Below are 25,161 nucleotides of genomic sequence, written 5' to 3' on the forward strand. Positions count from 1 at the left end.
CTACTTTTGAGTCTTATAAAAAACACCTAGAATATTCTAGGTGCAATTTATCAAATCGGTAAACCTTTAGCATACGCTTCTTTTACTTCTGCAAGTGTCATCTTGTTTGGTCCGCCATCAATATTTATAATTCCAGTGTTCTGCCAATGGCAGATATCACAAATATCATAGTCCATTACTTCATATCCGCATACTGGGCAATGAAACCATAAATATCCATCTATGACCCAAGTCTTTTGAGAGTTTTCTATTGTAATACTCCTCTTCATTTCGAGCTCTATTTCTTCTTCGTTAAAGTTTTCTTTGTCACTATTAACCATTCAGCAAAATAGTTTAAGTCAATTGTCTTAGCTAATCGACCAAAGCATAACACTAAACTATCCATACTATCCGGTCTATAATATCCATCATTTGGCTCATCTGCTATCATTTCTACGCCTTCTACTCCCTCTTTCTTCAGCAGACGTAAAAATTTCGTTACATCAGAATTACCTTTTAATAATTTTCTATAATAATCCTCAGCTACTTCGTTTTTACCAACTTTAAGAGCGACCAACATCATCGGTACTAGCAATAAATCATTCAAACGATATTCTTTTTCGTATTCATCTAAAAATGCTTTTGCTTCATCGTATTTTTCTAAATGTGCATACACATTCATTAATTCAAAACGAGCACCTAGTGAATCATTTGGATTCATTTCTAGCAATTCTTTATATTGCTTTTCTGCTTTTGTAAAGAAAGCATTTCTAACATATTTACCTGCTAAATCAGCTTTTAAACGAAGATACGGACGATTTTCAATATACTCCCATCCCATCTCTTCTGGATCTAACTTTTTATATTCTTCTCTTTCAAGTTTTTCTAACTCATAAAGTTCCTCAAGTCGAGGTAGATAGCTAAACAAAGCTTGCTTAGCTTCGAGATTGTCTGGCTCTATTTCCAAAATTTGTTTCGCAACCTTCTTACGTTTTGGAGTTCCTGGTCTTGCATAATGTAATTCTTCTAGCAAATCCCATAGTATATCTTCATCAGAATCATCGATAAAACCTCCGCCCATCGTTATGTTCAAATTATATTTCATCTGAAAATCAGCAATGGCTTCCTCATCATTTTCATATTCATCTCCATGTTCATCCAAGAATTTATATAGTAATGTTATAAATTTTTCTGTTTCAAATGACATAATACGCCTCCTTTAATTGCCTATTCAAATTATAGCAAAAAAATTAGAAAAATACATGTAAGCGTCCAACAATCAAGTATATAGAGAAACAATTCCATGGCGGGTATCTGTTGTCCCATATGCAATAAAATACTTTCTGTCTCTATAAAAGAATAAGGATAGAAAATAGCGGAGATACTATTTTCTATCCTTAATGATGAAGTTAGAAATTCATGAATAGACTAACTTTAATTAATCTACTTAATTATTTTCCTCTTCTTCATCTTCTTTCTTTCCAAAAACTACTAATCCTAAACCTGAAAGAATTGAAGCTGCTGCTGCAGAGAAGATTCCTAGTCCATCTGCAGTACCAGTATTTGGCAAGATATTTTGGTTTGTATCTTGAGTTTGTTGTACTGGTTCACCTGTTGTTGCTGGTGTTTGATTATCTTTCGATGTTTCTGATTTATCGCTTATCTTCGGATTTTGTTCTAATTCACTTGTTGGTGTCTTACGCGCTGGCGTTGTTACATCAACTGGATTAGATGGTCTCTTATTCGGCTCTGTTACTGTACCTTTTCCTGGTAAATCTCCTTTTGGAAGTTTATCATTTGGTACTTCACCTGAACCATTTTCTCCGATAATCACTTCAATTGGAGTATTATTATCACCTGGGATAACTACCTTAGTTCCTGGTGGGTATGTTGTTCCATCTGGTTTCTTAGGTGTTACTACAGCATCTCCATTTGGTTTTCTTGTGATTTCAATCTTAATAGGTTGCTCTGTTTGAGGTACATTTGGATTACGATTCACTTCTGGCGTTGGTGTCTTACGTGCTGGTGTTGTTACCACTGGAACTTCTTCAGTTGGTTTTCCTGGTTCTGTAATCTTAGCTACTCCTGGAACTTTTCCATCTGGTAATTCACTATTTGGTACTTTACCTTTGCCGTCTTCTCCAATTATTACAGTGATTGTTTTTCCATTCTTACCTGGAATTTCTACCTTCGTTCCTGGTGGGTATGTTGACCCATCTGGTCTCTTAGGTGTTACTGTTACATCACCTGTATTTGGATCTTGTTCCAACTCAACAGTTGGTGTCTTACGTGCTGGCGTTGTTACATCAACTGGTTTAGATGGTCTCTTATTCGGTTCTGTTACAATTCCTTTTCCTGGTAAATCTCCTTTTGGAAGTTTGTCATTTGGCACTTCACCTGATCCATTATCTCCGATAATAACTTCGATTGGAGTATTATTATCACCTGGGATAACTACCTTAGTTCCTGGTGGGTATGTTGTTCCATCTGGTTTCTTAGGTGTTACTACAGCATCTCCATTTGGTTTTCTTGTAATTTCAATTTCACCTGGTTGTTCTGTTTGAGGTGCGTTTGGATCTAATTTCTTAGGTGTTTTCACGTTTACTTCTACAGGATCTTTTCCTGGTTCTGTAATCTTACCAATTCCTGGTACTTCACCGTCTGGTAAATCATTATTTGGTACTTTACCTTTACCGTCTTGTCCAATTATTACAGTGATTGTTTTTCCATTCTTACCTGGAATTTCTACCTTCGTTCCTGGTGGGTATGTTGACCCATCTGGTCTCTTAGGTGTTACTGTTACATCACCTGTATTTGGATCTTGTTCCAACTCAACAGTTGGTGTCTTACGTGCTGGCGTTGTTACATCAACTGGTTTAGATGGTCTCTTATTCGGTTCTGTTACAATTCCTTTTCCTGGTAAATCTCCTTTTGGAAGTTTGTCATTTGGCACTTCACCTGATCCATTATCTCCGATAATAACTTCGATTGGAGTATTATTATCACCTGGGATAACTACCTTAGTTCCTGGTGGGTATGTTGTTCCATCTGGTTTCTTAGGTGTTACTACAGCATCTCCATTTGGTTTTCTTGTAATTTCAATTTCACCTGGTTGTTCTGTTTGAGGTGCATTTGGATCTAATTTCTTCGGTGTTTTCACGTTTACTTCTACTGTTGGTTTACCTGGTTCTGTAATCTTACCTGTTCCTGGAATATCAGCATCTGGTAATTCATTATTTGGTACTTTACCTTTGCCGTCTTCTCCAATTGTTACGACGATTGGTGTTCCATTCTTACCTGGAATTTCTACCTTAGTGCCTGGTGGGTATGTTGTTCCATCCGGTTTCTTAGGTGTTACTGTTACATCACCTGAATCTGGATCTTGTTCCAATACTACTGTTGGTGTCTTACGCGCTGGTGTTGTCACCACTGGTACTTCTACAGGATCTTTCCCTAGTTCTGTAATCTTAGCATTCCCTGGTACTTCACGATCTGGTAAATCTTTATTCGGTACTTTTCCTTTACCATCTTGTCCAATTATTACGACAATTGGTGTACCGTTCTTACCTGGAATTTCTACCTTCGTTCCTGGTGGGTATGTTGACCCATTTGGTTTCTTAGGCGTTACCGTTACGTCCCCTGAATCTGGATCTTGTTGTAAATCTACTGTTGGTGTCTTACGTGAAGGTGTTGTTACATTAACATTTTCATCAGGTTTTCCTGGCTCTATAATTTTACCTGTTCCTGGAACATCTCCTTCTGGTAAATCTTTATTTGGCACTTTTCCTTTACCATCTTCTCCAATTATTACGACAATTGGTATTCCATTCTTACCTGGAATTTCTACTTTCGTTCCTGGTGAGTAAATTGAACCATCTGGTTTCTTAGGTGTTACTGTTACATCCCCTGTACTTGGATCTTGTTCTAACTCAACTGTTGGTGTCTTACGTGCTGGCGTTGTTACATCAACTGGATTAGATGGTCTCTTATTCGGCTCTGTTACAATTCCTTTTCCTGGTAAATCGCCTTTTGGAAGTTTATCATTTGGCACTTCACCTGATCCATTATCTCCGATAGTCACTTCGATTGGAGTATTATGATCACCTGGGATAACTACCTTAGTTCCCGGTGGATATGTTGTTCCATCTGGTTTCTTAGGCGTTACTACAGCATCTCCATTTGGTTTTCTTGTAATTTCAATTTCACCTGGTTGTTCTGTTTGAGGTGCATTTGGATCTAATTTCTTAGGTGTTTTCACTTCTAATTCAACAGAAGGTTTGCCTGGTGGTGTGATTTTACCTGTTCCTGGAATTTCTCCGTCTGGTAAGTCTTTATTCGGAATAATTACTTTTCCATCTGGTCCAGTTGTTACTACAATTGGTACTCCATTCTTACCTGGAATTTCTACTTTTGTTCCTGGTGGATATGTTGTTCCATCCGGTTTCTTAGGTGTTACTGTTACATCACCAGTATTTGGATCTTGATCTAATACTAACGCTGGTGTTAAACGAGCTGGTGTTTCTACAGTAACTTTTTCTGGTGTTTTTCCTGTACCAGGTTCAGTGATTGTTCCTGGTCCTGAGATTTTACCGTCTGGTAAATCTTTATTTGGTACTTTTCCTTTACCGTCTTCACCAATTGTTACAACGATTGGTGTTCCATTCTTACCTGGAATTTCTACCTTAGTTCCACTTGGATATGTTGACCCATCTGGTTTCTTAGGTGTTACTGTTACTTCCCCTGTATCTGGATCTTGTTGTAACTCTACTGTTGGTGTCTTACGGGCTGGCGTTACAACAGTTACATTTTCAACAGGTTTATTCGGTTCTGTTATCTTAGCATTACCTGGTGTATTTCCATCTGGTAATTCACTATTTGGAACTGTGCCTTTACCATTTTGTCCAATTTCTACTCTAATTGGGTTTCCATCTTTACCTGGAATTTCCACAATTGTTCCTGGTGGATATGTTTCTCCACCTGGTTTCTTAGGTGTTACTGTTACATCACCAGTGTTTGGATTTTGTTCCAACTCAACTGTTGGTGTCTTACGGGCTGGTGTTGTTACATTTACAGGTTGTGATGGTTTCTTATTCGGTTCTGTTACTGTTCCAGTTCCCGGTTTAGTATCTTTTGGTAAGCTATCATTTGGAACTGTTCCTGAACCATCATTTCCAATTGTTACTTCAATAGTTTTTCCATCTTCTCCTGGGATTTCTACCTTAGTTCCTGGCGGATATGTTCCTCCACCTGGTTTCTTAGGTGTTACAATAGCATCTCCATTTTCCTTACGAGTAATTGCAATCTCTGTTGGAGCATCTGTTTCTGGTAACGTTGGATCAATTCGTTTTGGTGTTTCCACTTTAACGGCTTCAGGGTCTTTACCTTTTTCTGTAATTGTACCTGTACCTGGTGTTTTATCTTCCGGTAAATCATCGTTTGAAACTTTTCCTTTACCGCCATCTTCTATTGTTACGACAATAGGTGTTCCATTCTTACCTGGAATTTCCACAGTTGTTCCTGGTGGATATGTTGTTCCATCTGGTTTCTTAGGTGTTACAGTAACATCTCCAGTTTTTGGATCTTGTTCTAACTCTATTGTTGATGGTTTACGTGCTGGTGTTGTTACATTCACAGGTTTAGATGGTGCTTTATTCGGTTCTGTTACTGTTCCTGTTCCTGGTTTATCAGTTTTTGGAAGTTTATCATTTGGTACTGTTCCTGAACCGTCATTTCCAATCTCTACCTCTATTGTTGTATTATTATCACCTGGAATAACTACCTTAGTTCCTGGTGGATATGTTCCTCCACCTGGTTTCGTTGGTGTTACGATTGCATCACCATTTTCTTTACGAGTAATTCCTATAGTTGGAGTTTGAGTCGTAGCAACTTTTGGATCTGTTCCATTTTTCTTCTCTTCCTCATCTGGAATTCCATCGTTATCATCGTCTAAATCTTCTTTATCTGGAGTTCCATCTCCATCTGTATCTCGTAGGATAGTTACTGGAACATTTACTTTAATTTCCTCAGTTTCTTTTCCAGTTTTTCCATCTTTTTCTTTTGTAATTTTAACAGGAATATTAATTTGACGTTCTTCTTCATCTTTGTCCCAATTATCTACTGTTGGAGTTCCTGTTAACTCACCATTTCCGTTAACTGACAAGCCATTAACTGGTGGATTTTCTGTTGTAATTTTAGCACCTGGTTTATTTGTTGTTACAACTGTAACCGGTGGAACTTCAGCTTTTTCTCTTACAGGAGCTGGTGGTGTCACATTTCCTGTAAGTTCATCCGCTACTTTTGGATTTTCATCTTGATCATCTGGAATACCATCATTATCATCGTCTAAATCATCTTTATCTGGCGTTCCATCTCCATCTGTATCTCTTAATACATTGACTACAACATCTTTTTCAACCGGTGTGTCACCATCATGTGTTACTGTTACTTTAATTGTTACAGTACGATTTTCTTCGATTTCTCCCCAGTCTTTAATATCTGGTGTTCCAGTAACTTTACCATCAGGAGTCACGGTTAATCCATTCTTAGGAGTTGGAGTAATTGTACTATTATCTTTATTAGGTGTTACCACTTTATCACTTGTATATGCTTTATTTTCAATCGCATCTACCGGTGTTCCTACTTCTACTGTTAATGGTTTTCCAGCTGTTTCTGTAGATGATTGACTTGTTAAGTCTGTTGTCTTACTTGTCACTTTCGCAGTAACTGGTGAACCATCTTTTACTTTATCTGCAGGAATAGTCACTTTACCATTTGCATCAACAGCAATTGTTGGATCAGAACTTGTCCAAGTTCCATCTCCAGTTTTTGTTACTGTCACTGTTTGTGGCGTGTTGTCTTCACCTGTATATGTGATAGTTGTATTTCCTTCTCCCGTTAATATCGGTGTAATTTCTACTGTTCCGTTTTCTTTTGGTGTCACTGTTGGAGCTTGTGGTTTCACTTTAACAATTACGTCAGTTGTTTCTGTTGAACCATCTTCATAAGTAATTGTCACTGGAATTGTATGTTTAGTATCTGGAGTTACAGTTGGTAATGGTGATGTTTTTTCCACTACACTTGTAATCTTCGCTGCTGTGAAATCTTTCGTTTCAGTTCCATCTACTACTCCAGTAACCCCTGTTTTTCCTGATAAATCAGAATTTGTTAATGGAGAATCTACTTCTTTAATAACATCAACAGTTGTTACTTTGTGAGGTGTTGTTGTATATGTCGCATCATCAGATTCTACAGCTGAACCACCTGTACCTTTTGTTGCTTTGGCAGTCACACTAGTTCCTACTAATTTTTTAGGAATTTCTAATGAACCATTACGGAATACAACACCTTCTTTTGGTGTTTCAAGCTGCCAATCATTTCCATTTTTCACTAATGTTACATTTCCGTTCGCTAATGGAATCGTTACTTTATCTCCATCTGTTGGTGGTGTTACTTTAACATTTCCATTTTGCCATTGTGAAATAGTTGGAGCTGCTGGTTTCTCTTCTTTTACAACTACATGTACAGTAACTTGGTTTCCTGCTTTTCCTTGGCTATCAACTGGTTGAAGCGTTACAGTGTATACTCCTGCAGTTGGATTTTCTGGAAGACCAGTAACATTAACAGTACCAGTTCCGAAAGGTTTATCCGTAGTACGATCATCTTCAGTATCAGATACCGTTACTAATTCTTTTAGTTTATCTGCTGTTAATACTGTTCCTGCAGTATAAACTTTTGGATTTTCTTGAGTTCCTACTGCTGCATCTTTCAACGTTACTACTGGAGCATCATTAGTTACTGTAATAACTTGCCATTTTCCTGCTGGTGTTGGATTTTGTCCAGTTTCAGGTTTGTAATCTACACGTAATCCTAATCCACTAGTATAGTTATCTGTATTGTCTCCAGAAGCAGTTTCTTCTTTAATAAGAAGTTTTTTATTATTATCTGATTCTTTTAGAGCAATACTTACTTTGTTTTGAGCTTTATTTCCTTCATTAATACTATTTGTAATAACATTTACAAAACCATTTGCATTTGTAACTCCATCTGGTGCTGTAGAAGGATCAACCTTCCAATCTCCACCATTTTCATCACGGACAAGGACAATACTGTTTGGTGTATTATCTGAGTCAGTGCTGTTATGGAATCGTATCTCGATTCGTTTTGCATCATGTGGCACTGTTACATCAATATGCTTGCTACCTGCAATCGTAGCAGAAGGTGAGTAATCTCCCATTGTAACTACTTTAGGATCACTCGTTTTAGAAACATTTGTATCTCCAACTTTGTTCACTACTGTAATAGCTGATGGTTGCGTTGTTTCTCCGTTTTTATTTTCACTTTGACGAAGTTTCACATTATCTGGTAATGTCGCTGTCCAAGTATCTCCATTAATAGTTACTTGTCCATTTTTACTTGATAAAACTGTATTGTCTTTATCATTTAAGTGTACTTCTACCACTCTATCATTATTATTATCTAATGTGAATCCACCTAATGTACCACTAATTGTACGTGTTGTTGATGATACTGCATCCTGATTAAACGTTGGTTTTGGAGGTGCTACATGGAATGTAACCTCTTTTTCGATGCTAGCAGGTGTATAAACTTTAGCAGTTTTTCCATCGATACTCTTTGTATAGAATCCTGCACCAGATGAGAATTTCACTAATGCTTTATAATCCGTTACTACACCTGGTTTGTTAAACTCAGTAGTAGTTGTTATTTCAGCATTATTCGTACTCCATTTGAAGTTCATTCCTGCTGGGTAATATTTATCATCACCATCATTATTTTGACCATCGACTACTTTTACAAAATTATGAGAGTCTTGTCCGTTATTTGCATTTGCTGCATCAACTAGTTTAGTTCCTAACTCAACAGTTTTTGGACTATTTCTAACTTCAACATCTACTACTTTATATTTATATTTATAAGTACCCTTATTACCTGTTGAATCTGTAACTTCTACACTACCTACATGGTCTCCTAAAGTGGCAGTATCTGTTGAGGTATTCGCTGCGTCTTCAATCATAACATTTGTTCCACTTGTCCAAGAACCAGTTTTTTCAATTTCAGTTCCATTTGGAAGTCCTGTTACTTTCAGATTAGTAATTTTATTTCTATCATCTCTTACAGTGAAGGTAGGAGTGAATTTTGCTCCTTTAAATACTACAAAGTTAGCAGTAGTATTCTCATCTTTTGTTAACAACATGTCATCCATTGTTGCAGTTGGTTCATTCGCATCCGCTTTTACGACAGGAATTTGAATTTCATCTATTGAATGGTCTGGATATTCGATAGTTGCACCAACATAGTGAGAACCATCTGCATTTTGCTTAATAGCTCCTTCTTCCTTCATAGAAATCTTCAATCCAGTAGTTGTGTTATCTATTTTTACAGGTCCACGAGTTGAATCAAAGGTAATATTTGATTTCAGTGCATCAAAATCAGACTGACTAATTTTTGCACTTGTAGCATTAACATCCACATTCACTGGTTGAGCTGAAACTTGTGGAACATATTTTGTTGCTTGAGTTAGAACTTTGAATTTAACTCTAGTAGGATTTGTTCCATCTGATATATTTCTTAACTCATTTGTAGAAGCATCTTTTGCAATTACATAACGTGTATAATCGTCAGTATCATTCCATGGTGTTGTTCCTGTTTTATACTCACTTACTTTCCCTGTAATATTGACATCTCTTGGTGCTTCTACTTCAGTATTCTCTCTACGAATCAATTCATTATAAGATAATCCTGGGAATCCTAAACCATTACTTATGTCCCCATTTTTTTCCATCATTCTAGATTCTAATAGTTTACCAGAATTATCCGTTACTCTACCAATTGTTAGATTTGTATCTTCTGTAGGCGTTACATAAACTACTTGTTCTCCATTAGGTTCTACTTTTGTTTCTACACCATTCGGAGTAAATTCAAATTTCGGTGGTTCTTTATCCCCGGCCTTAGAATTCCCTGTTGTTGTATCACTATCTACGCTATCTGTTGTCACAGATTTAGCTGTTATTTCAGTTGCATCCTTAATAGCACGGTCTTTAATCGTTACAACACCCGTATCTGGATTAATAGTTACACCATCTTGAGGAGTATTTGGCGATAGCGACCATATATTACCATTTTTTGTAGCTGTTATTCTAAAAGTAGAATTATTGGGATGAACATAAGTAAAGTCTAATCTATTAACATTTTCTTCACTTACCGGCGTTACTGTCACATCTCCGTCATCTTTAGGCGTAATTGTTGGAGCTGTTGGTTTAACACGGAATACTTGATCTCTTTCAATTGTAGCAGGTGTGTATACTTTAACTTCCTTACCATCGATTGTTTTTGTATAGAAACCAGCTCCAGATTTAAACTTCACTTCTGGTTTATAATCAGAAACAATTCCTGGTCTGCTCAATCTAGTTTCATTAGCAACCTCTGCAGTACCCTTCTTCCATTTGAACGACATACCGTCTGGATAGTATTTATCATCCCCATCATTATTTGTGCCGTCTACTACTTTTACATAATTATGAGAATCTCCTAATTGTGTATTTAATGGAACTGTTTTTGGTGTTTCTTTAATTTCAACATCTACAACTTTATATTTGAATTTATAAGTTTTCTCATTATTTAGTGCATCTTTTACAACAATACTTGCTTCATGCTCTCCTAATTGAGCAGTATTTGTTGCTGTAACAGTATTACCTGCTACTTGAACATCTGCTCCATTTTTAGACCAGTCTCCTGTTGCTGAGAAATTATTCCCACTTGGTAAACCTGAAACAGTTACGCTTTTCACATTGTTTTTATCGTCACTTACTCTTAATGTTGGGTTAAATGTAGACCCTTTAAATACTACAAATGAATAATCTGTAGCAGTTTCTGATAATTCTTTACCATTTATTGTTACTCTTGGTGCTGTTGTATCAGACTTAGTAACCGGAATTCTAACATCTTCTGTTGAGTGGTCTGGATATTCAATTTTAACATCTACATAATATGAACCATCTGTAGGATTCTTTTTAATTGCACCATTGTCTTTCATCGTGATATTTAAATTAGCAGTTCTATTGTTAGCACCGTTACTGATTTTCACATCACCACGATCTGAAGTGAAGGTAATATTTGATTTAATAGTATCAAACTCTGCTTGAGTAACCGTTGCACCTGGAGCAGTAATATCCTTATTAATTACTTGATTTCCAACATGCGGAACATATTTCGTTGCTTGAGTTAAAACTTTAAAGGTAACAGCTGTAGGATGTTCGCGCGTATTAGATATTGAATTGTTTGAAGCATCTGTCGCATTCACATTACGAGTATATAACTCATCATCAACCCATCGTGTTGTTCCAGTTTTATACTCACTTACTTTCCCTGTTACTATGATATCTCTTGGTGCGGCTACTTCGACATTATTAGCACGAAGTACTCCATTATGTGTTAACCCTGGTAAACCTAAGCCACTAGCGTTACCATCTGTTCCTTTAAATATAGCTTCCACTAATTTATTTGAATTATCCGTTACAGCCCCAATATTAAGATTTGTATCTTCCGTTGGAGTTACATAAACAACTTGTTTTCCAGTAGCATCCACTATTTTTTCTTTTCCATTAGGAGTAAACGTAAATACTGGTGGTATTTTATCTCCAACGTTTGAATTAGCTCTTGATGGATCACTTTCTACGTTATCAGTTGTTTTAGATATTGCTGTAACTGGAATAGAGTCTTTTATTGCTCTATCTTTGATTGTTACTTTACCTGTAGTTTGATCAATCGTCACACCATCAGCTGGAGCATTACTTAATGTCCATCCATTTCCAGTCTTAGTAGCTGTAACAGTTTTTGGTGTGTTATTCGGATCATTATAAGTGAAATTAAATGTATTGACATTTTCTTCAGTCACTGGCGTTACTGTAACATCCCCATTTGTTTCTGGCGTTACTGTTGGCGCAGTTGGTTTTACTTGGAATTCAATAGTTTTCGTTAAATATGCTCTATTTATAATTTCAGAAACATTATCACCTGTAACTCCAGTACGAGGAACTGTTTGAATTCCATTCGTTCCTGCATAATTCTCAGGGAAGTAAGCTGCTGCTTTTACAACATGTTTACCTGGCGTATTAAAAGTAAGATTATTCTTAACAGTGTTATCTGGTTGAATAAATCTAAATTTCATTCCTCCAGGGAAGAAACTGTCATTATGGGTTGTTCCATCAGTAGTTCTTAAATACTCATTAGCATCATTTAGTGAAGTACCTTTATTTCCTTTGATAACTAAAGTACCATCTTGTCTAACTTCACCTTTACCATCTTCAAACTCTAAATCAACGACTTCGGTTCTAAATTTCACCGTAGACGTATTACCTCTATCAACATTACCACTTTGGTCATCTGACACTTTAAAAGTAGCCGTATGTTTTCCTAATGGTGCATCAGCAGCAACTTTTCCAGTAACAGTTGTTGTTCCAGGATTATTTTCTACTGCTCCTGTTTTTGTAAGAGTTGTTCCATTGTTAAAATTAACACCTTTAGGTAATCCACTTTCATATTTTAAGTTTACTTTTCCTTTAGGATCATTATCAAACATTGATAATGGAACATTTAAAGTTGCCCCTCTATAAATACGAGTAACTGGAGATGTTGACTCATTGTTTGTTAATATAGTTGATTTGTTTCCGTCTGTCGGATTTGTCATTTTAACCGTTGGTGGCATATCGTCACGTCTAGTTACAGTAAAAGTAAAGCTCACTGGTATCGCTGTATGATTAGCATTATCCGTAGCATTGAAAGTAATTGTATTAGTCTTACCAACATCTTCTGCTGTTGTTGTAATCGTAATAGTTCTTACTTTTTCAGTTTCAGTGTCTGTTGGTGAAATTATAGATGCTTTCCCTGAAAAGACCCTAGTACCATATTTTGTTAGAAAATCATTAGCATTAAGATTAACATGTTTATTATCTCTTGCTGTTACTGTAAAGGTTACATTTTGTCCTTCAACTACTGTCTGATTAGCTGGTGTAATAGCTAATGTTGGTGGTTGTGTATCTGGTGCTTCTGTTGGTGTAACTGAGTCACTTTTCTCAGAAACTACAACTCCACCATTGTCAACCGTTGTTTCAGCTTTAAGAGGATTTCCTGGTAAAGCTCCTGACACCGTAATTCTTGCAGTTGTCCCATTTGATGTTCCTTGTCCAATTACACGATCTCCATCGTATAATTTTACAACAGAACCGTTCTTAACTCCTGTACCAACATTTACCGTGATTGTTTGATTAGTTAATCCTTTTTTATGTTGCACATCACTTGCTGTGATCACAGGTTTTTTAGGATTAACCGTAAAGTGGACTTTCCCATCTGAACCTGAATTTGCGTCTTCTGAAGTTGAATTATCTTGATATCTTGCAATTGCAGTATAAGTAAACTTCCCAGCTTCTGCTGTACTTGGTGCAGAATTATTTTTCCAGCTCCAACTCATTCCACCAGGAAATTCTCCACTACCCTTACGTGTAATATATTTATCTACTACAGGATTACCTGTGTTTGGAATTGCATCTCCGACAACTTTTGTATGAGTGCTACCTTGGATAGGATATAGTTTCGCTTGTTTTTCTCTTAATGTTGGTTGTACTGGTTGGTCTGGATAATCTGTATATTTTGGTTCATTTGCATCTCGTCCTGAAATGAATGTATATGCTTGGTTTGTAGTTTTTCCAAATGTACCGACAACTGCTAATGCAAACGCATCTCTTACCTGATCGTCTGTTACTCCAGCTTTCAGCTTAGCTTTCACTTGCATGTGAATTGCAGAGTCTCTATCCTCTGTTTTAACCCCAAAACCATAAGAGTATTTGTTAAATTTGCTTTCCGTTCTTGTAACTGCATGGATTAAAAGCGGGTCATTACTATTTCCTTTAAATGTCTCACTCATATCTTGGTTATAACTATTTCCATGTCTAATATCTAAAGCATTGAAATACGTTAATTTTCTCCAACCTGAACCATAATCAACTGAATTGTTTAAGAAATTAACATTATGAGAAGACGTTCTAGTAAAGTTTTCTGGATTTTGAGAAAGAGTTCCAGAGTTACCATTTCTCGTATAAGATTCAAATTTCAAATCTCTTAAAGTGTTATTTTTATATGTACCATCACTATTCAAATCTAAAATTTGAGGTGGTAAAATTAATCGATAAATTTGATATCTACTTAGGTGAGCCATTGAGACACCATCATTATTGAAGAAAACATCATAAACTACATAACGTTCTCCACCGATTGTTGTCGTTTTAGCGAACATATCTACTTTTTTTTCGGTATATTCTGTTAATCCATTTCTAACGACTCTGCTTCCATCACTCGCACGGTGACGTTGATAAATTAATAAGTTGTCACTTGAATCCCATGTTGGAGAAATTGAAGCTGCTCTATTATGAGAACCTTCTTCAATTTTATTTCCATTACGTAAATCACGAGTACCTGTATTTTCTCTTAACACTTCATTTACAATAGAATTTCTTACTTGACTAGCTTGTTTTAACAATACTGTCAACTCTTCTGAATTTAGTGTAGGATTTTCTAATTGTGTTGTGATATTGGCTAAAATAGATTTCGCTTCTTCTATTTTAGTTTCTTTATTTTCTTTTTCTTCAACTACTGTTAGATATTTTTGAAGATCTTTTTGAATTTGTTTCAAAGATGCATTCTTTTCTTCTTGTGTTTTTGGAGAAGAAACTTCTTCTTGTACTTTGGATGAAGGTGTTTCTACTGTTTCTTTTTGAGGAACAATATTTTTCTTCTCTTTTTTGTCACTTGAAGCTGATAATTTTGGCATTGATTTTACAATCGAGATAGCACTTTTTAAGCTTCTTGCAATACTATCAACTTCTTCTTGAGTTGCTGATTCATTTTGTAAAACCGATTTCGCTTCTGATAAGGCTGTTTCAAATTGTAATAAACTACTCTTTGAAACTTTATCCTTATTTACAGTTGTTAAAATATCTGTTAACTGATTAATTGCTTCAGATAAAGTGTTTTTTTCAACAGTTTTTTCTTTTGTTACTTCAACCTTATTTTCTTTCGAAGGGGCTTCGGTTGCCTTATTTATTTCTAACTGGTTATTTTGAGTTCCAACTTCTTTCTCTACTGATGAAGCTTGAACCATTGAAGCATTTGCTAGAAAGAATGTTCCAACTAATGCTGATGTTACACCGAATGAAAATTTTCGGATTGAAAATCTTTGGACTTTATTCCACATATTTTCTGATCTTCTTCTCATCGTATTCTCCTTTACTGTTATTTTTATATTGTAAATATGCTTTATTATACTATATAATTATCTAAAAATATAATAGTTTGAGAATTCACAATATGTTCGAATTTCTTCTTTTCTACATCATTTCTTCTTACAAACCATTATATTTGGAGAATTTATTATTTTTCTAGTTAAGAACTATTATTTTTATGAATTATATCGAATTTTAATTATTCAAATTATTGGACACAAAAAAACACCTAGATAGGTTCTAGGTGCTATTTATGGAATTGGTATCTCCGCTTCCTTTTAAATTATATTTCATTATTTTAGAACCATTCTGAACAACACAACTCTAAAACATTTCCTATATTCTATTTTCAAACTTATTCTCAGAAATATTTCATTCTAAAATTTTAAAATATAACCAGCAAATTCTCAAAAAATTGAGAACTATATCCATACCTTACTCGACTATTTTACAAAATACAAGAAAAAATACTATTGAATTTAAAACTATAGAAACAACACAGCTCTAAAACTGAGGGATGTTTGTTTCTGTACTTTCATGGATTTTGGAACCATTCAGAACAACACAGCTCTAAAACAGCTATAAGAGAATTAAAATTTAAAAGCGAAATTTTGGAACCATTCAGAACAACACAGCTCTAAAACTGCAAGAAATGGGTATTCAGAAAGTGCCGTAATTTTGGAACCATTCAGAACAACACAGTTCTAAAACCTAGTTGTAGTCTCTGCATTATGTTCTTCAATTTTGGAACCATTCAGAACAACACAGCTCTAAAACCCTTTGTATTTTCCTCTCCACGAAATGTGGATTTTGGAACCATTCAGAACAACACAGCTCTAAAACCATGTAGGTACAGTAACTATTATATCTGCAATTTTGGAACCATTCAGAACAACACAGCTCTAAAACTGTTTACCACAAAAAAGAGTCAATCCATACTATTTTGGAACCATTCAGAACAACACAGCTCTAAAACGATACGAATAGATTAGCTCCCGAAACACTATATTTTGGAACCATTCAGAACAACACAGCTCTAAAACCCAGGGCGAGACGGAGTCGTGACATTTGAAATTTTGGAACCATTCAGAACAACACAGCTCTAAAACGATACGAATAGATTAGCTCCCGAAACACTATATTTTGGAACCATTCAGAACAACACAGCTCTAAAACTGTAGCTTGTGCTACAAATGTAACTTGGTCATTTTGGAACCATTCAGAACAACACAGCTCTAAAACCTCGCACTTCAAAATTTCCGCGTGGTTTCGTAATCGCACTATTCATCCTAGCAAGACTTCAGTTCTGAATAATTCCATTTTTTATATTTGATATTTTACATGAACAGGTAGATTATATTACTTTTCTAGTTTCAAATCTATTCTTGTTTCATAAAAACCTGTAACCGATTGATAGATTAATGTCCCAGTTAAAATTTCCGTAACCGTTGTATAACGTTGCCGATCGATTTGTTCTCCAAAAAATTGAAAGGCTGCCGATGCACCTGCTTGAGTGAACGTTAATAAAGATAAAATTGCTGTTGAAAGTTCATCAATTGAAGCTTTTTCATAATTTTTATCCATTATTTTTCTTAATTTAGTTACTGCTGTTGGCTTAACAATCCATTGTTCAGATTTTTCAATAATGAAATCAAATAACTCTCTAAATTCAGAGCGATGTTGATTTAAATATTCTCGATATTTCTTATTTTCCTCATCATCTCTATGAATTGCATGATATAACAATAGTGTAGAATCTTTAGATATTGTAAATTCATTTGCTTTTTGTAATTCTTGGTGACTTGCTAATCTACGTCGTTTACCGTCTTCCAATTCAAATAAAGTATATTTAGGAAGAATAAGAATAGAATTTTCTTGTATATTTGTATAGCCTAATTCTTCAAGGAATTTATTAGGATTATCTTCAAACCGTTTTTGATTCATAATTGATACTCCTATAATTTCTTTGGCCTTAACAGTTTTCTTACCTTTAGTTTTTTCATACTCAAACATAACAGAATAAGCAATTTTTGGACTTCCTACTCCACCATATTTATTCGTATCCCATCCATTTTTACGTGGAAGTAATTTATCAGAAGTTCCTTTTTTCTCAACTGTTTCATTAGTAAAACCACCAGATTGAACTTCCGTTTTCTTCACAACGGTTACTTGATTATTAAAGACTATCTTCTTAATCATTCCAATCTGTTGATCCTTATTCCAAATCACATTTCCTTTGGAGTCTGTCTGTTCTCCATCATCTTTTAAAAAATTCAATACATTTGAATATAGCATTACCTTTTTAGTAGCTTTTTCTTCTTCATTTGCCTTACGAGTTAGGTACAAGTGTTGTCCATAAATAAATTCAGGAGCTAGTCTTGGATATTTTTTAATCAAAAGATTTCCCACTACTGCATTTAAATATGCATCATGAGCATGATGGTAATGATTCAAATCACGAATTTTCGGAATATCAAACATCTTTCTAAAGTTAGATACTAAACTAGATTTTAAAGTTACAATTTTTACTTCATAGATTTTCTTACCCGATTCATCTACAGTTGAATTCCATCTTTCGTCTAACATTCTTGCGATATGTTTCGTAATTTGTCGAGTTTCAACTAATTGTCGATGAATAAAACCTTCTTTGTCCTTATCTGTTAATCCGCCATGACGTGCTTTTGTTAATCGATTATATTTAGATTCACTCATTAATTTTGCATTTAATAAAACTCTCCAGTATGCATCCATTTGATTCACAACTTCTATACTTGGAACATTATCAGATTTCCCACGATTCTCTTTCGAACTAACTAATACTTTATTATCAATGGAATCATCTGGTAAGAAACTACGAGGAATAATATGATCCACATCATAATTACTTAAACAATTAATATCTAGCGGTTTACCAGTATACATATCTATTCCATTTTGCAAACAATACAAATATAATTTTTCCTTCAACAATTCTTTATTCGTAATATTATGGTCTTCGAGTAGTTTACTAGATAATAATTTCAAACTTTCAGATAATTTTTTAAATCTAGTTCTAGATTGTTTCAATCCCTGAGCGGTTGTTTGGTTTTCTCTAGCCATTTCAATGACAATACTAGTTGGTTTATATCCCATAATTTTAACGAGTTCATCTACAATTTTCATAGTTTGTAAAATACCTTTTTTAATTGCGGGACTTCCAGCAAGAGATTGTACTTGTTCGACTAAACTATCTGCTTCTCCAACTACTTGAGCTTCGGCAATTTGTTTTTTGAATGTTAAATAGTCATCTCGAATTAATTGCATAAAATTACGATTTCCAGCAGGATCATCTTTCAAATAATCTAAAATTGTTTTCCCATTATCTCTAATTCCATCAATTAATTTCTTAGACAATCTCCCCCACCCTGTATAGTGGCGTCTTTCCAATCGTTTCATCACTTTTTCGTCAAAATAAGTTTTATACTGACTTAAACGTTCACGAATCATTTTTCGATCTTCAAAAATTGTTAACGTTAAAATAATATCTTCAATTATTGGAAGATTAGATTCATTATCTAAAAACTCTTTATCCACTTTTAATTTTAATAAATCATGATACGTGCCTAATGAAGCATTAAAGGATTTTGTATCCTTACTCAAACCAACAATACTTTCTATTCTAAAATCAGCATAAGCAACTTTTAGATAGTTCATTAGCTTTTCAAGCGTAACTTTACGTTCTTTTTTAAATACATTCTCTATAATATCTTTTTTAGCTTTAGCATTAAAATATGATTTATGATTTTGATCATCCACAAATTGAATTTTAGTTAATTCATTATAAACTGTAAATAATTCATATAAATAACTATGTTTTGGCAATACTTTTTGATCTGGTAGATAAATATCATAGTTTGTCATACGATGAATAAATTCTTCTGCAGCAACTTTTGTATCGACAATTTCTTCAAAATTCCATGGACGTACTGGTTCATCAGAATGATAAGTCGCCCAGGCAAATGGACTTTGTTGATTTTTCGCTAAAGGTCCAACATAATAAGGAATTCTAAATTCAAAAATTTTGACTAATTTATCTTTATTTTCTAATAAAAATGGATAAAACACACCTTGTCGTTCAATAATGGCTTCAAATTCTTTTTGATGAATCTGATGTGGTATAGATCCGTTATCAAATGTCCGTTGTTTTCTTAAAAAGTCTTCTCGTTCTAGTTTTTCTTTGAATAATTCAGGAGCTTCTGTTGCTTCAAATAACTTCTTCAATTGTTTATAAAAAGTTTCTTGAGTCGTACTTCCATCAATGTACCCTGCGTAACCATCTTTTTTAGGGTCATTGAAGAATTCTTTGTATGTTTCTCGTTCCAAAGTTGCTTTGAAAAACTGTTTTAATTCCGCTAACTCTTCTTGGTGATTTTCATATCGTTCAATCATAGCAGCAGATAATGGCGCTTTTGTATTTTTATTCTTAATAGATAAAATATTTGCTAAAACGACACTATCATAAACTTTCTTAGCAGCTAGGAATACATCCGCTACTTCATCTCCTACTTGTTCCAATAATGCAGTTAGGTCATCTTCATAGCTTTCCTTAGAGAATTGAAGAGAAGATTTTTCATCTAACTCAAAAATCTTTTTAAATTCTCCTGAATTACCTACGATTAATTTTAAAAATTCAATCAATGGACTCTTTTTATCAATCAAATAGCTTTGTACAATTTTATCTTTTTTAGCAGATTTACTAATTTTCTCTATTAAAATTTCTCTAACTTCCATTTTCTTTTCTAACACAGAACTATCTTCAAAATAGGTACTATAGCTAGTTAAAAATTCATCAAATAATTGTTGGATATCATTGTTTTCAACATCTACATTTCCTTCAATTAAAAAATGTCCTCTAAACTTAACAATATGAGCTAAGGCTAAATAAACTAAACGTAAATCCGCTTTTTCTTTTCCATCTGCTAATTCTTTTCTCAAATGGTAGATCGTTTTATAGTTATCATGAAATGCAACTTCTTGTTCAACATTTCCAAAAAATAGATATTTACTATGTGGTTTATCCTCTTCCCATAAAAATGAATCTTGTAATCTTACAAAGAAATTTTCATCCACTTGCATCATAAATGGCGCGAAAATTTCTTGTAAATAACGAATTCGATTCCTTCTTCGTTCAATTCTACGACGATTGGTGCGCTTCATTCGACGAGCCATCGCTGTTTCACCACTATCAAACAATACGGAACCCATTAAATTTTTACGAATAGATTTTTTATTAGTATTTCCTAAAACTTTTACTTTTTTTACGGGAACTTTATAATTGTCATCAAAAATAACACTATACCCAACACTATTTGTCCCAATATCTAATCCAATGGAGTAATTTTTTCTCATATTTCCCACCTCTTTAAGAAATGATTCACAGCTTCATTTTAACAAAAAAACGTTTACATTTAAAACTATTTGTTGTATACTTTCAGTGTGGAACTATTCAGAACAACACAGCAAGTTAAAATAAGGCTTGTCCGTAAACAACGTTTCATACGTGGATGTCGATTCGACATCTTTTTTTATACATTTTTTGTAAAGAAGCAAAAGTCTTCATCTATTTTATAACTTATCATTGAGAAATCCTCTACTAACTTCCCTTCTAAAAAGCAAACATCTAAATGATTCAAACGAATATAATCTAAAATTTCTTTCACTTCTCTTTTTTTGAAATAGATTAATACATTCACAAAAATTAAAATCTTCTTTTTACTCAAATACTTATAAACTTGGATAATTTCCATTATTTTATCCAACAAACTATCACTTCTTGTTTCAATTTGAACTCCTAAAGCCTTAATTAATTCTTGAATCGTTATTTCGTCATACTCTAGATCTAATTCATTTTCAACTAGTTCATAACTAATTAATTCCGTTATCGTATCCGTTAATTTTTCAATCATGGATTTAACTTCTGGTTTTTCATTTAATTGATTTTCAATATCTCCATAAATTAGTTTTAACATAGCTGTCGAATTAACATCATAACCAAGTATATCCGTCACAATCATTACTTCTGACTCTTTAATCGGTTTAAATTTTTTATCGGCTAATTTCACACTTCCTTCACCATCATAACGATAAAAATTCTCAACTGTACGAGCAAGTGCTTCTCTTGATTCAATACTTACTAATGTTGCTCCTTCCACAAAAATTTCTTCATCTGCTAAAGGTAATCCAATTCTAATCATTTTCATCATCTCCCAAAAATACTAATCTTGCTTCAGTATTGGCAACTGAATGATTTCTCTCACATGACAAATAAATCATCCTAGCAAATTGTTTCTCAGTTACAGTTAATATTGTAATCATCCCTCTTTTAGGATTATGTTGTTTTAATCGTGCAATCATGCTTTGATTCGCAGTTCCATTCAACAATAATTTACTATAGACTGAAAATTGATGTTTAATAAATCCCTCACTCAATAAAAATTTCCGAAATTGTCGATATGCTTTTCTTTCTTCCGCTGTTTCTACTGGCATATCAAACATTAACAACATTCGCATATATCTCTCACTCATAGACGAAACACCGGTACTTCCGTCTTCTCCCCATTTAAAACTTTAATCACCTTTTTCGTATACTCACTAACAATATTTGATAAATACATTTCTTTTTTATCATAATGATAAGTTTTACAAAATAATTGAAATAAATCTCTTTTAAGATCCATAAAAACTTTATAACGATTCTGATAAACAATTTGATCTACTAATGGACGAAATGGTTCCATTAAATCACTCGCTAAATTAAAAGCATTAAATTGATTTGCATGTTTTAATCCTAGCTGTGTTAAACATCCATTTGAAACAATTTCTCTGGCAAATAGACTTAATAATAACATATATCCATAATCTAGCGCAGCATTAATATCATTAGCATCATCTCTTGTAAACTTACTTCCAAATAATGTTGTAAAATAAATTCTTGCTGCATGACCTTCTCGATTGGTAATATCATTTAATTGTAATTCATGAATGAGTTGACCTAATGATTCTGATTTCACTGTATAATCTTGCTGATATAGATGACTTGCTTGATTCATCATTTTTTGCAATATAATTTCTGTCCAAACTTCTACCTTTCTATCCTTCTCCCATTGAAGTTGTTTTGCCAATTGTAAGCTGCTATTATGACTTCCGTAATAAGGTACCACTTGAGCAATAGGTAATCGTTTATCATCACAAATAATGACTAATATTTTTTCATCCATTAATCGCTTTATTAACATCGTTGTAATTAAAATATCTGTTCTCTCTAATAATAAAATATCAATTTCCGATAAATGAATTTGTTCTACAATTTCAGAGTCTTTATAAATTAAATAATTATTTTTATACGACAACTTAGCATGTGCTTTAACAACAATTGTTCTCCAACCCATTTTTCCCACTCCTGACTGATATAATCCGTATATAGTCAGTTTATCATTGGCGGAAGTTCTAGTCTACATTTTGTGAGTGAATTTACAAAAAAAGAAGTTCTACAAAAGAAACTTCTTTCTAAACTTATTAAATTAAAAGTATACCAGTCCTCCTATAGTAGCACGAGACTCGCAAGCGAGGCTGCTGACGTCCATATTGCTACCATACCAAGAAGTCATTTTAATATCGCACTCTCATAAACTCCCCTTAAAGTACAAAAGTCTTCTTATAGTAGCACGAGTGATAAAAACTGCAGTATGCAGATTTTATCACTGGAAATTTTGAGACCTTAGGCTCAAAATTTAGCCATGAGACCGCAGGGCTGCTGGCGTCCTTTGCTACTATATTCAAGAAGTCTCTTTATACTACGCTTCCCGTTCATAAAGCTGAATCAATTCTTCTCGTAATCGATTATAAGATGGCGTATCTTCATATTGATAAATGCGATTCGTTAATAAAATCATTGCCTGCTTTGTTTTCAAATTCATTAATACTGTTGTTCCTGTAAATCCAGTGTGTCTTAACCAAATTTGTTCGCCTACTTGGTCCATATCCCATCCAAGAGATCTTCCCGCTTTTCTTGTAGGTGTCCAGTCCATCAGCAAACTTTGTATCATCTCTGCACTACAATATTCAAAATCTCCTAACTTCCCATCGTTTAAATATAATTGCACTAGCGTAATACAATCATCCAGCGTTGCAAATAGCCCTGCACTTCCACATCTTCTTTGTAAAATACTTGCTTTAGGATCATGTACTTCCCCTTGTAATAATCTTCCACGTCTTTCTTCAAAACCAGTTGGAACACAACACTCACTCGGAAGTGGACCGTATGAGGCGGTTAGTTTTAACGGACGAGCGATTCTTTCATCAAATAAATCTGCTATCGGTTTGCCAAATTCTTTTTCCAAAATAATTCCCGCTAAAACAAAGCCGGTATCCGTATATTTTACCGTATGATGAAATGTTTCCGTCACCGGTAATATCGATAAAGCTTCAATTAACTCATTCGGTTCTAATTCATTTCTATTCTCAATATATCCCCATAATCCTGAAGTATGAGTGATTAAATGCCGAAGTGTAACTCTTTTATCCGCATTTAGAAACCATTTAGTAATAGGTTCATCTAAATGAATTTCCCCTTTTTCGACCATTTGGACTAATAAAGTACTCGTTACGAATGCTTTTGTAACGGAAGCTAAATCATAAAACAATCCATCTTCAACTAATTTAGAATGCTCATGATTAGTAAGAGTTCCTTCAAAAGACTTTATTACTTTCCCCTCTTCGATAAACGCTACACTAAATCCTGAAAATACACCCATATTCATGAAATCTTCAATTTTTTTCATTGTTTTTAGAAACTTTTTCATATATTTAACTTCTTTCATATTTTTTTGTTTTTTTCTCTTGCAACAGAAGGAAAATAGGTCTAAAATACCCCTTAAGCAGCCCTTCAAAGTTGCCCAATTAAATATTTTGGAGGTATTCTTATGTCAAAAAGAGTAAACCATATTACTGAATTAATCGGTAATACACCCCTTGTTAAACTAAATCGTTTAACAGATGCAGATAGTGCAGATATTTACGTGAAAGTGGAAGCTTTTAACGCTGGTGGTTCTGTAAAAGACCGTATCGCACTGAATATTATTGAAACTGCTGAAAGAGAAGGTCACCTAAAACCAGGAGATACAATTATCGAAGCAACTTCTGGAAATACTGGTGTCGGCTTATCCCTAGTTGGAGCAGCTAAAGGCTACAAAGTGATTACGATTATGCCAGACTCAATGTCTATCGAACGTCGTCAATTAATGGCAGCCTATGGTACAGAAGTACTATTAACACCTGCTGCTGAAGGTTTCGGAGCTGCCGTTCAAAAAGCAGAAGAATTATCACAACAACCTGGTTATTTCTGGGCAAAACAATTTGATAACCCAGCTAATCCAAGCATTCACTATCAAACAACTGGTCAAGAAATTATTCAAGCTTTTGATGGTGAAACACCTGATGCATTTGTTGCCGGAATTGGAACAGGTGGTACTATTACAGGTGTTGGTCGTGCCTTGAAAGAAAAAAATGCTGCTGTTCAAATTATTGGTGTAGAACCTGAAGAAGCTCCATTTATCTCAAAAGGACAAAAAGGAAAACACCGTATCCAAGGAATTTCCGCTGGATTCTTACCAAGTATTATCGATAAAGAAGTCATCGATGATTTTGAATTAATTACAAGTGAATTAGCCATTGAAACAGCTAAAAAATTAGCTGCTACCGAAGGAATTCTAACAGGAATTTCATCAGGTGCTGCAGTTGCTGCTGCATTACGTGTCGCTAAAAGACTTGGAAAAGGAAAAACTGTTGTAGCAGTTTTACCAGATACTGGTGAACGTTACCTATCAACAGGTATTTTCAACCAAGAATAATAGTT

At 34.3% G+C, this 25,161-nt stretch carries 9 protein-coding genes and 1 CRISPR repeat array; of the genes, 1 reads left to right on the forward strand and 8 read right to left on the reverse strand.

Translation table 11 applies throughout. The features are described from left to right. Positions 1-50: 50 nt before the first annotated feature. The 8 genes from RWM24_RS00700 to RWM24_RS00735 form a co-directional block, all read right to left on the reverse strand. Positions 51-269, reverse strand: coding sequence for a CPCC family cysteine-rich protein (locus tag RWM24_RS00700; RefSeq protein ID WP_314110624.1), 219 nt, complete (start codon positions 267-269; stop codon positions 51-53). Between the two features lie 8 nt (positions 270-277). Continuing rightward, positions 278-1,186: a hypothetical protein gene (locus RWM24_RS00705; RefSeq protein WP_314110626.1), complete on the reverse strand. Its 909-nt coding sequence runs from the start codon at positions 1,184-1,186 to the stop codon at positions 278-280. Positions 1,187-1,426: 240 nt separating this feature from the next. Continuing rightward, positions 1,427-15,262 (reverse strand): YSIRK-type signal peptide-containing protein, encoded by a 13,836-nt coding sequence (locus tag RWM24_RS00710; RefSeq protein ID WP_314110628.1) that lies wholly within the window; start codon positions 15,260-15,262, stop codon positions 1,427-1,429. 499 nt (positions 15,263-15,761) lie between these two features. Further along, positions 15,762-16,511: a CRISPR direct-repeat array (repeat unit 19 nt; unit sequence AACAACACAGCTCTAAAAC). A gap of 117 nt (positions 16,512-16,628) precedes the next feature. After that, complete coding sequence (cas9, locus tag RWM24_RS00715) at positions 16,629-20,657, reverse strand: type II CRISPR RNA-guided endonuclease Cas9 (RefSeq protein ID WP_314110630.1); 4,029 nt, start codon at positions 20,655-20,657, stop codon at positions 16,629-16,631. 176 nt (positions 20,658-20,833) lie between these two features. Beyond that, positions 20,834-21,499: a type II-A CRISPR-associated protein Csn2 gene (csn2, locus tag RWM24_RS00720; RefSeq protein ID WP_314110677.1), complete on the reverse strand. Its 666-nt coding sequence runs from the start codon at positions 21,497-21,499 to the stop codon at positions 20,834-20,836. After that, positions 21,495-21,833: a CRISPR-associated endonuclease Cas2 gene (cas2, locus tag RWM24_RS00725; RefSeq protein ID WP_314110632.1), complete on the reverse strand. Its 339-nt coding sequence runs from the start codon at positions 21,831-21,833 to the stop codon at positions 21,495-21,497. Before cas2 ends, csn2 begins: the two co-directional genes overlap by 5 nt. After that, positions 21,830-22,696, reverse strand: coding sequence for a type II CRISPR-associated endonuclease Cas1 (gene cas1 / locus RWM24_RS00730; protein ID WP_314110634.1), 867 nt, complete (start codon positions 22,694-22,696; stop codon positions 21,830-21,832). Before cas1 ends, cas2 begins: the two co-directional genes overlap by 4 nt. A 405-nt stretch (positions 22,697-23,101) precedes the next feature. Next, complete coding sequence (locus RWM24_RS00735; RefSeq protein ID WP_314110636.1) at positions 23,102-24,109, reverse strand: serine hydrolase domain-containing protein; 1,008 nt, start codon at positions 24,107-24,109, stop codon at positions 23,102-23,104. Positions 24,110-24,229: 120 nt separating this feature from the next. Between RWM24_RS00735 and cysK the strand changes: the two genes are divergently transcribed. Continuing rightward, positions 24,230-25,156 (forward strand): cysteine synthase A, encoded by a 927-nt coding sequence (gene cysK, locus RWM24_RS00740; protein WP_314110638.1) that lies wholly within the window; start codon positions 24,230-24,232, stop codon positions 25,154-25,156. Positions 25,157-25,161 lie beyond the last annotated feature (5 nt).

The organism is uncultured Granulicatella sp. (assembly GCF_963516875.1).
Taxonomy (GTDB): domain Bacteria; phylum Bacillota; class Bacilli; order Lactobacillales; family Aerococcaceae; genus Granulicatella.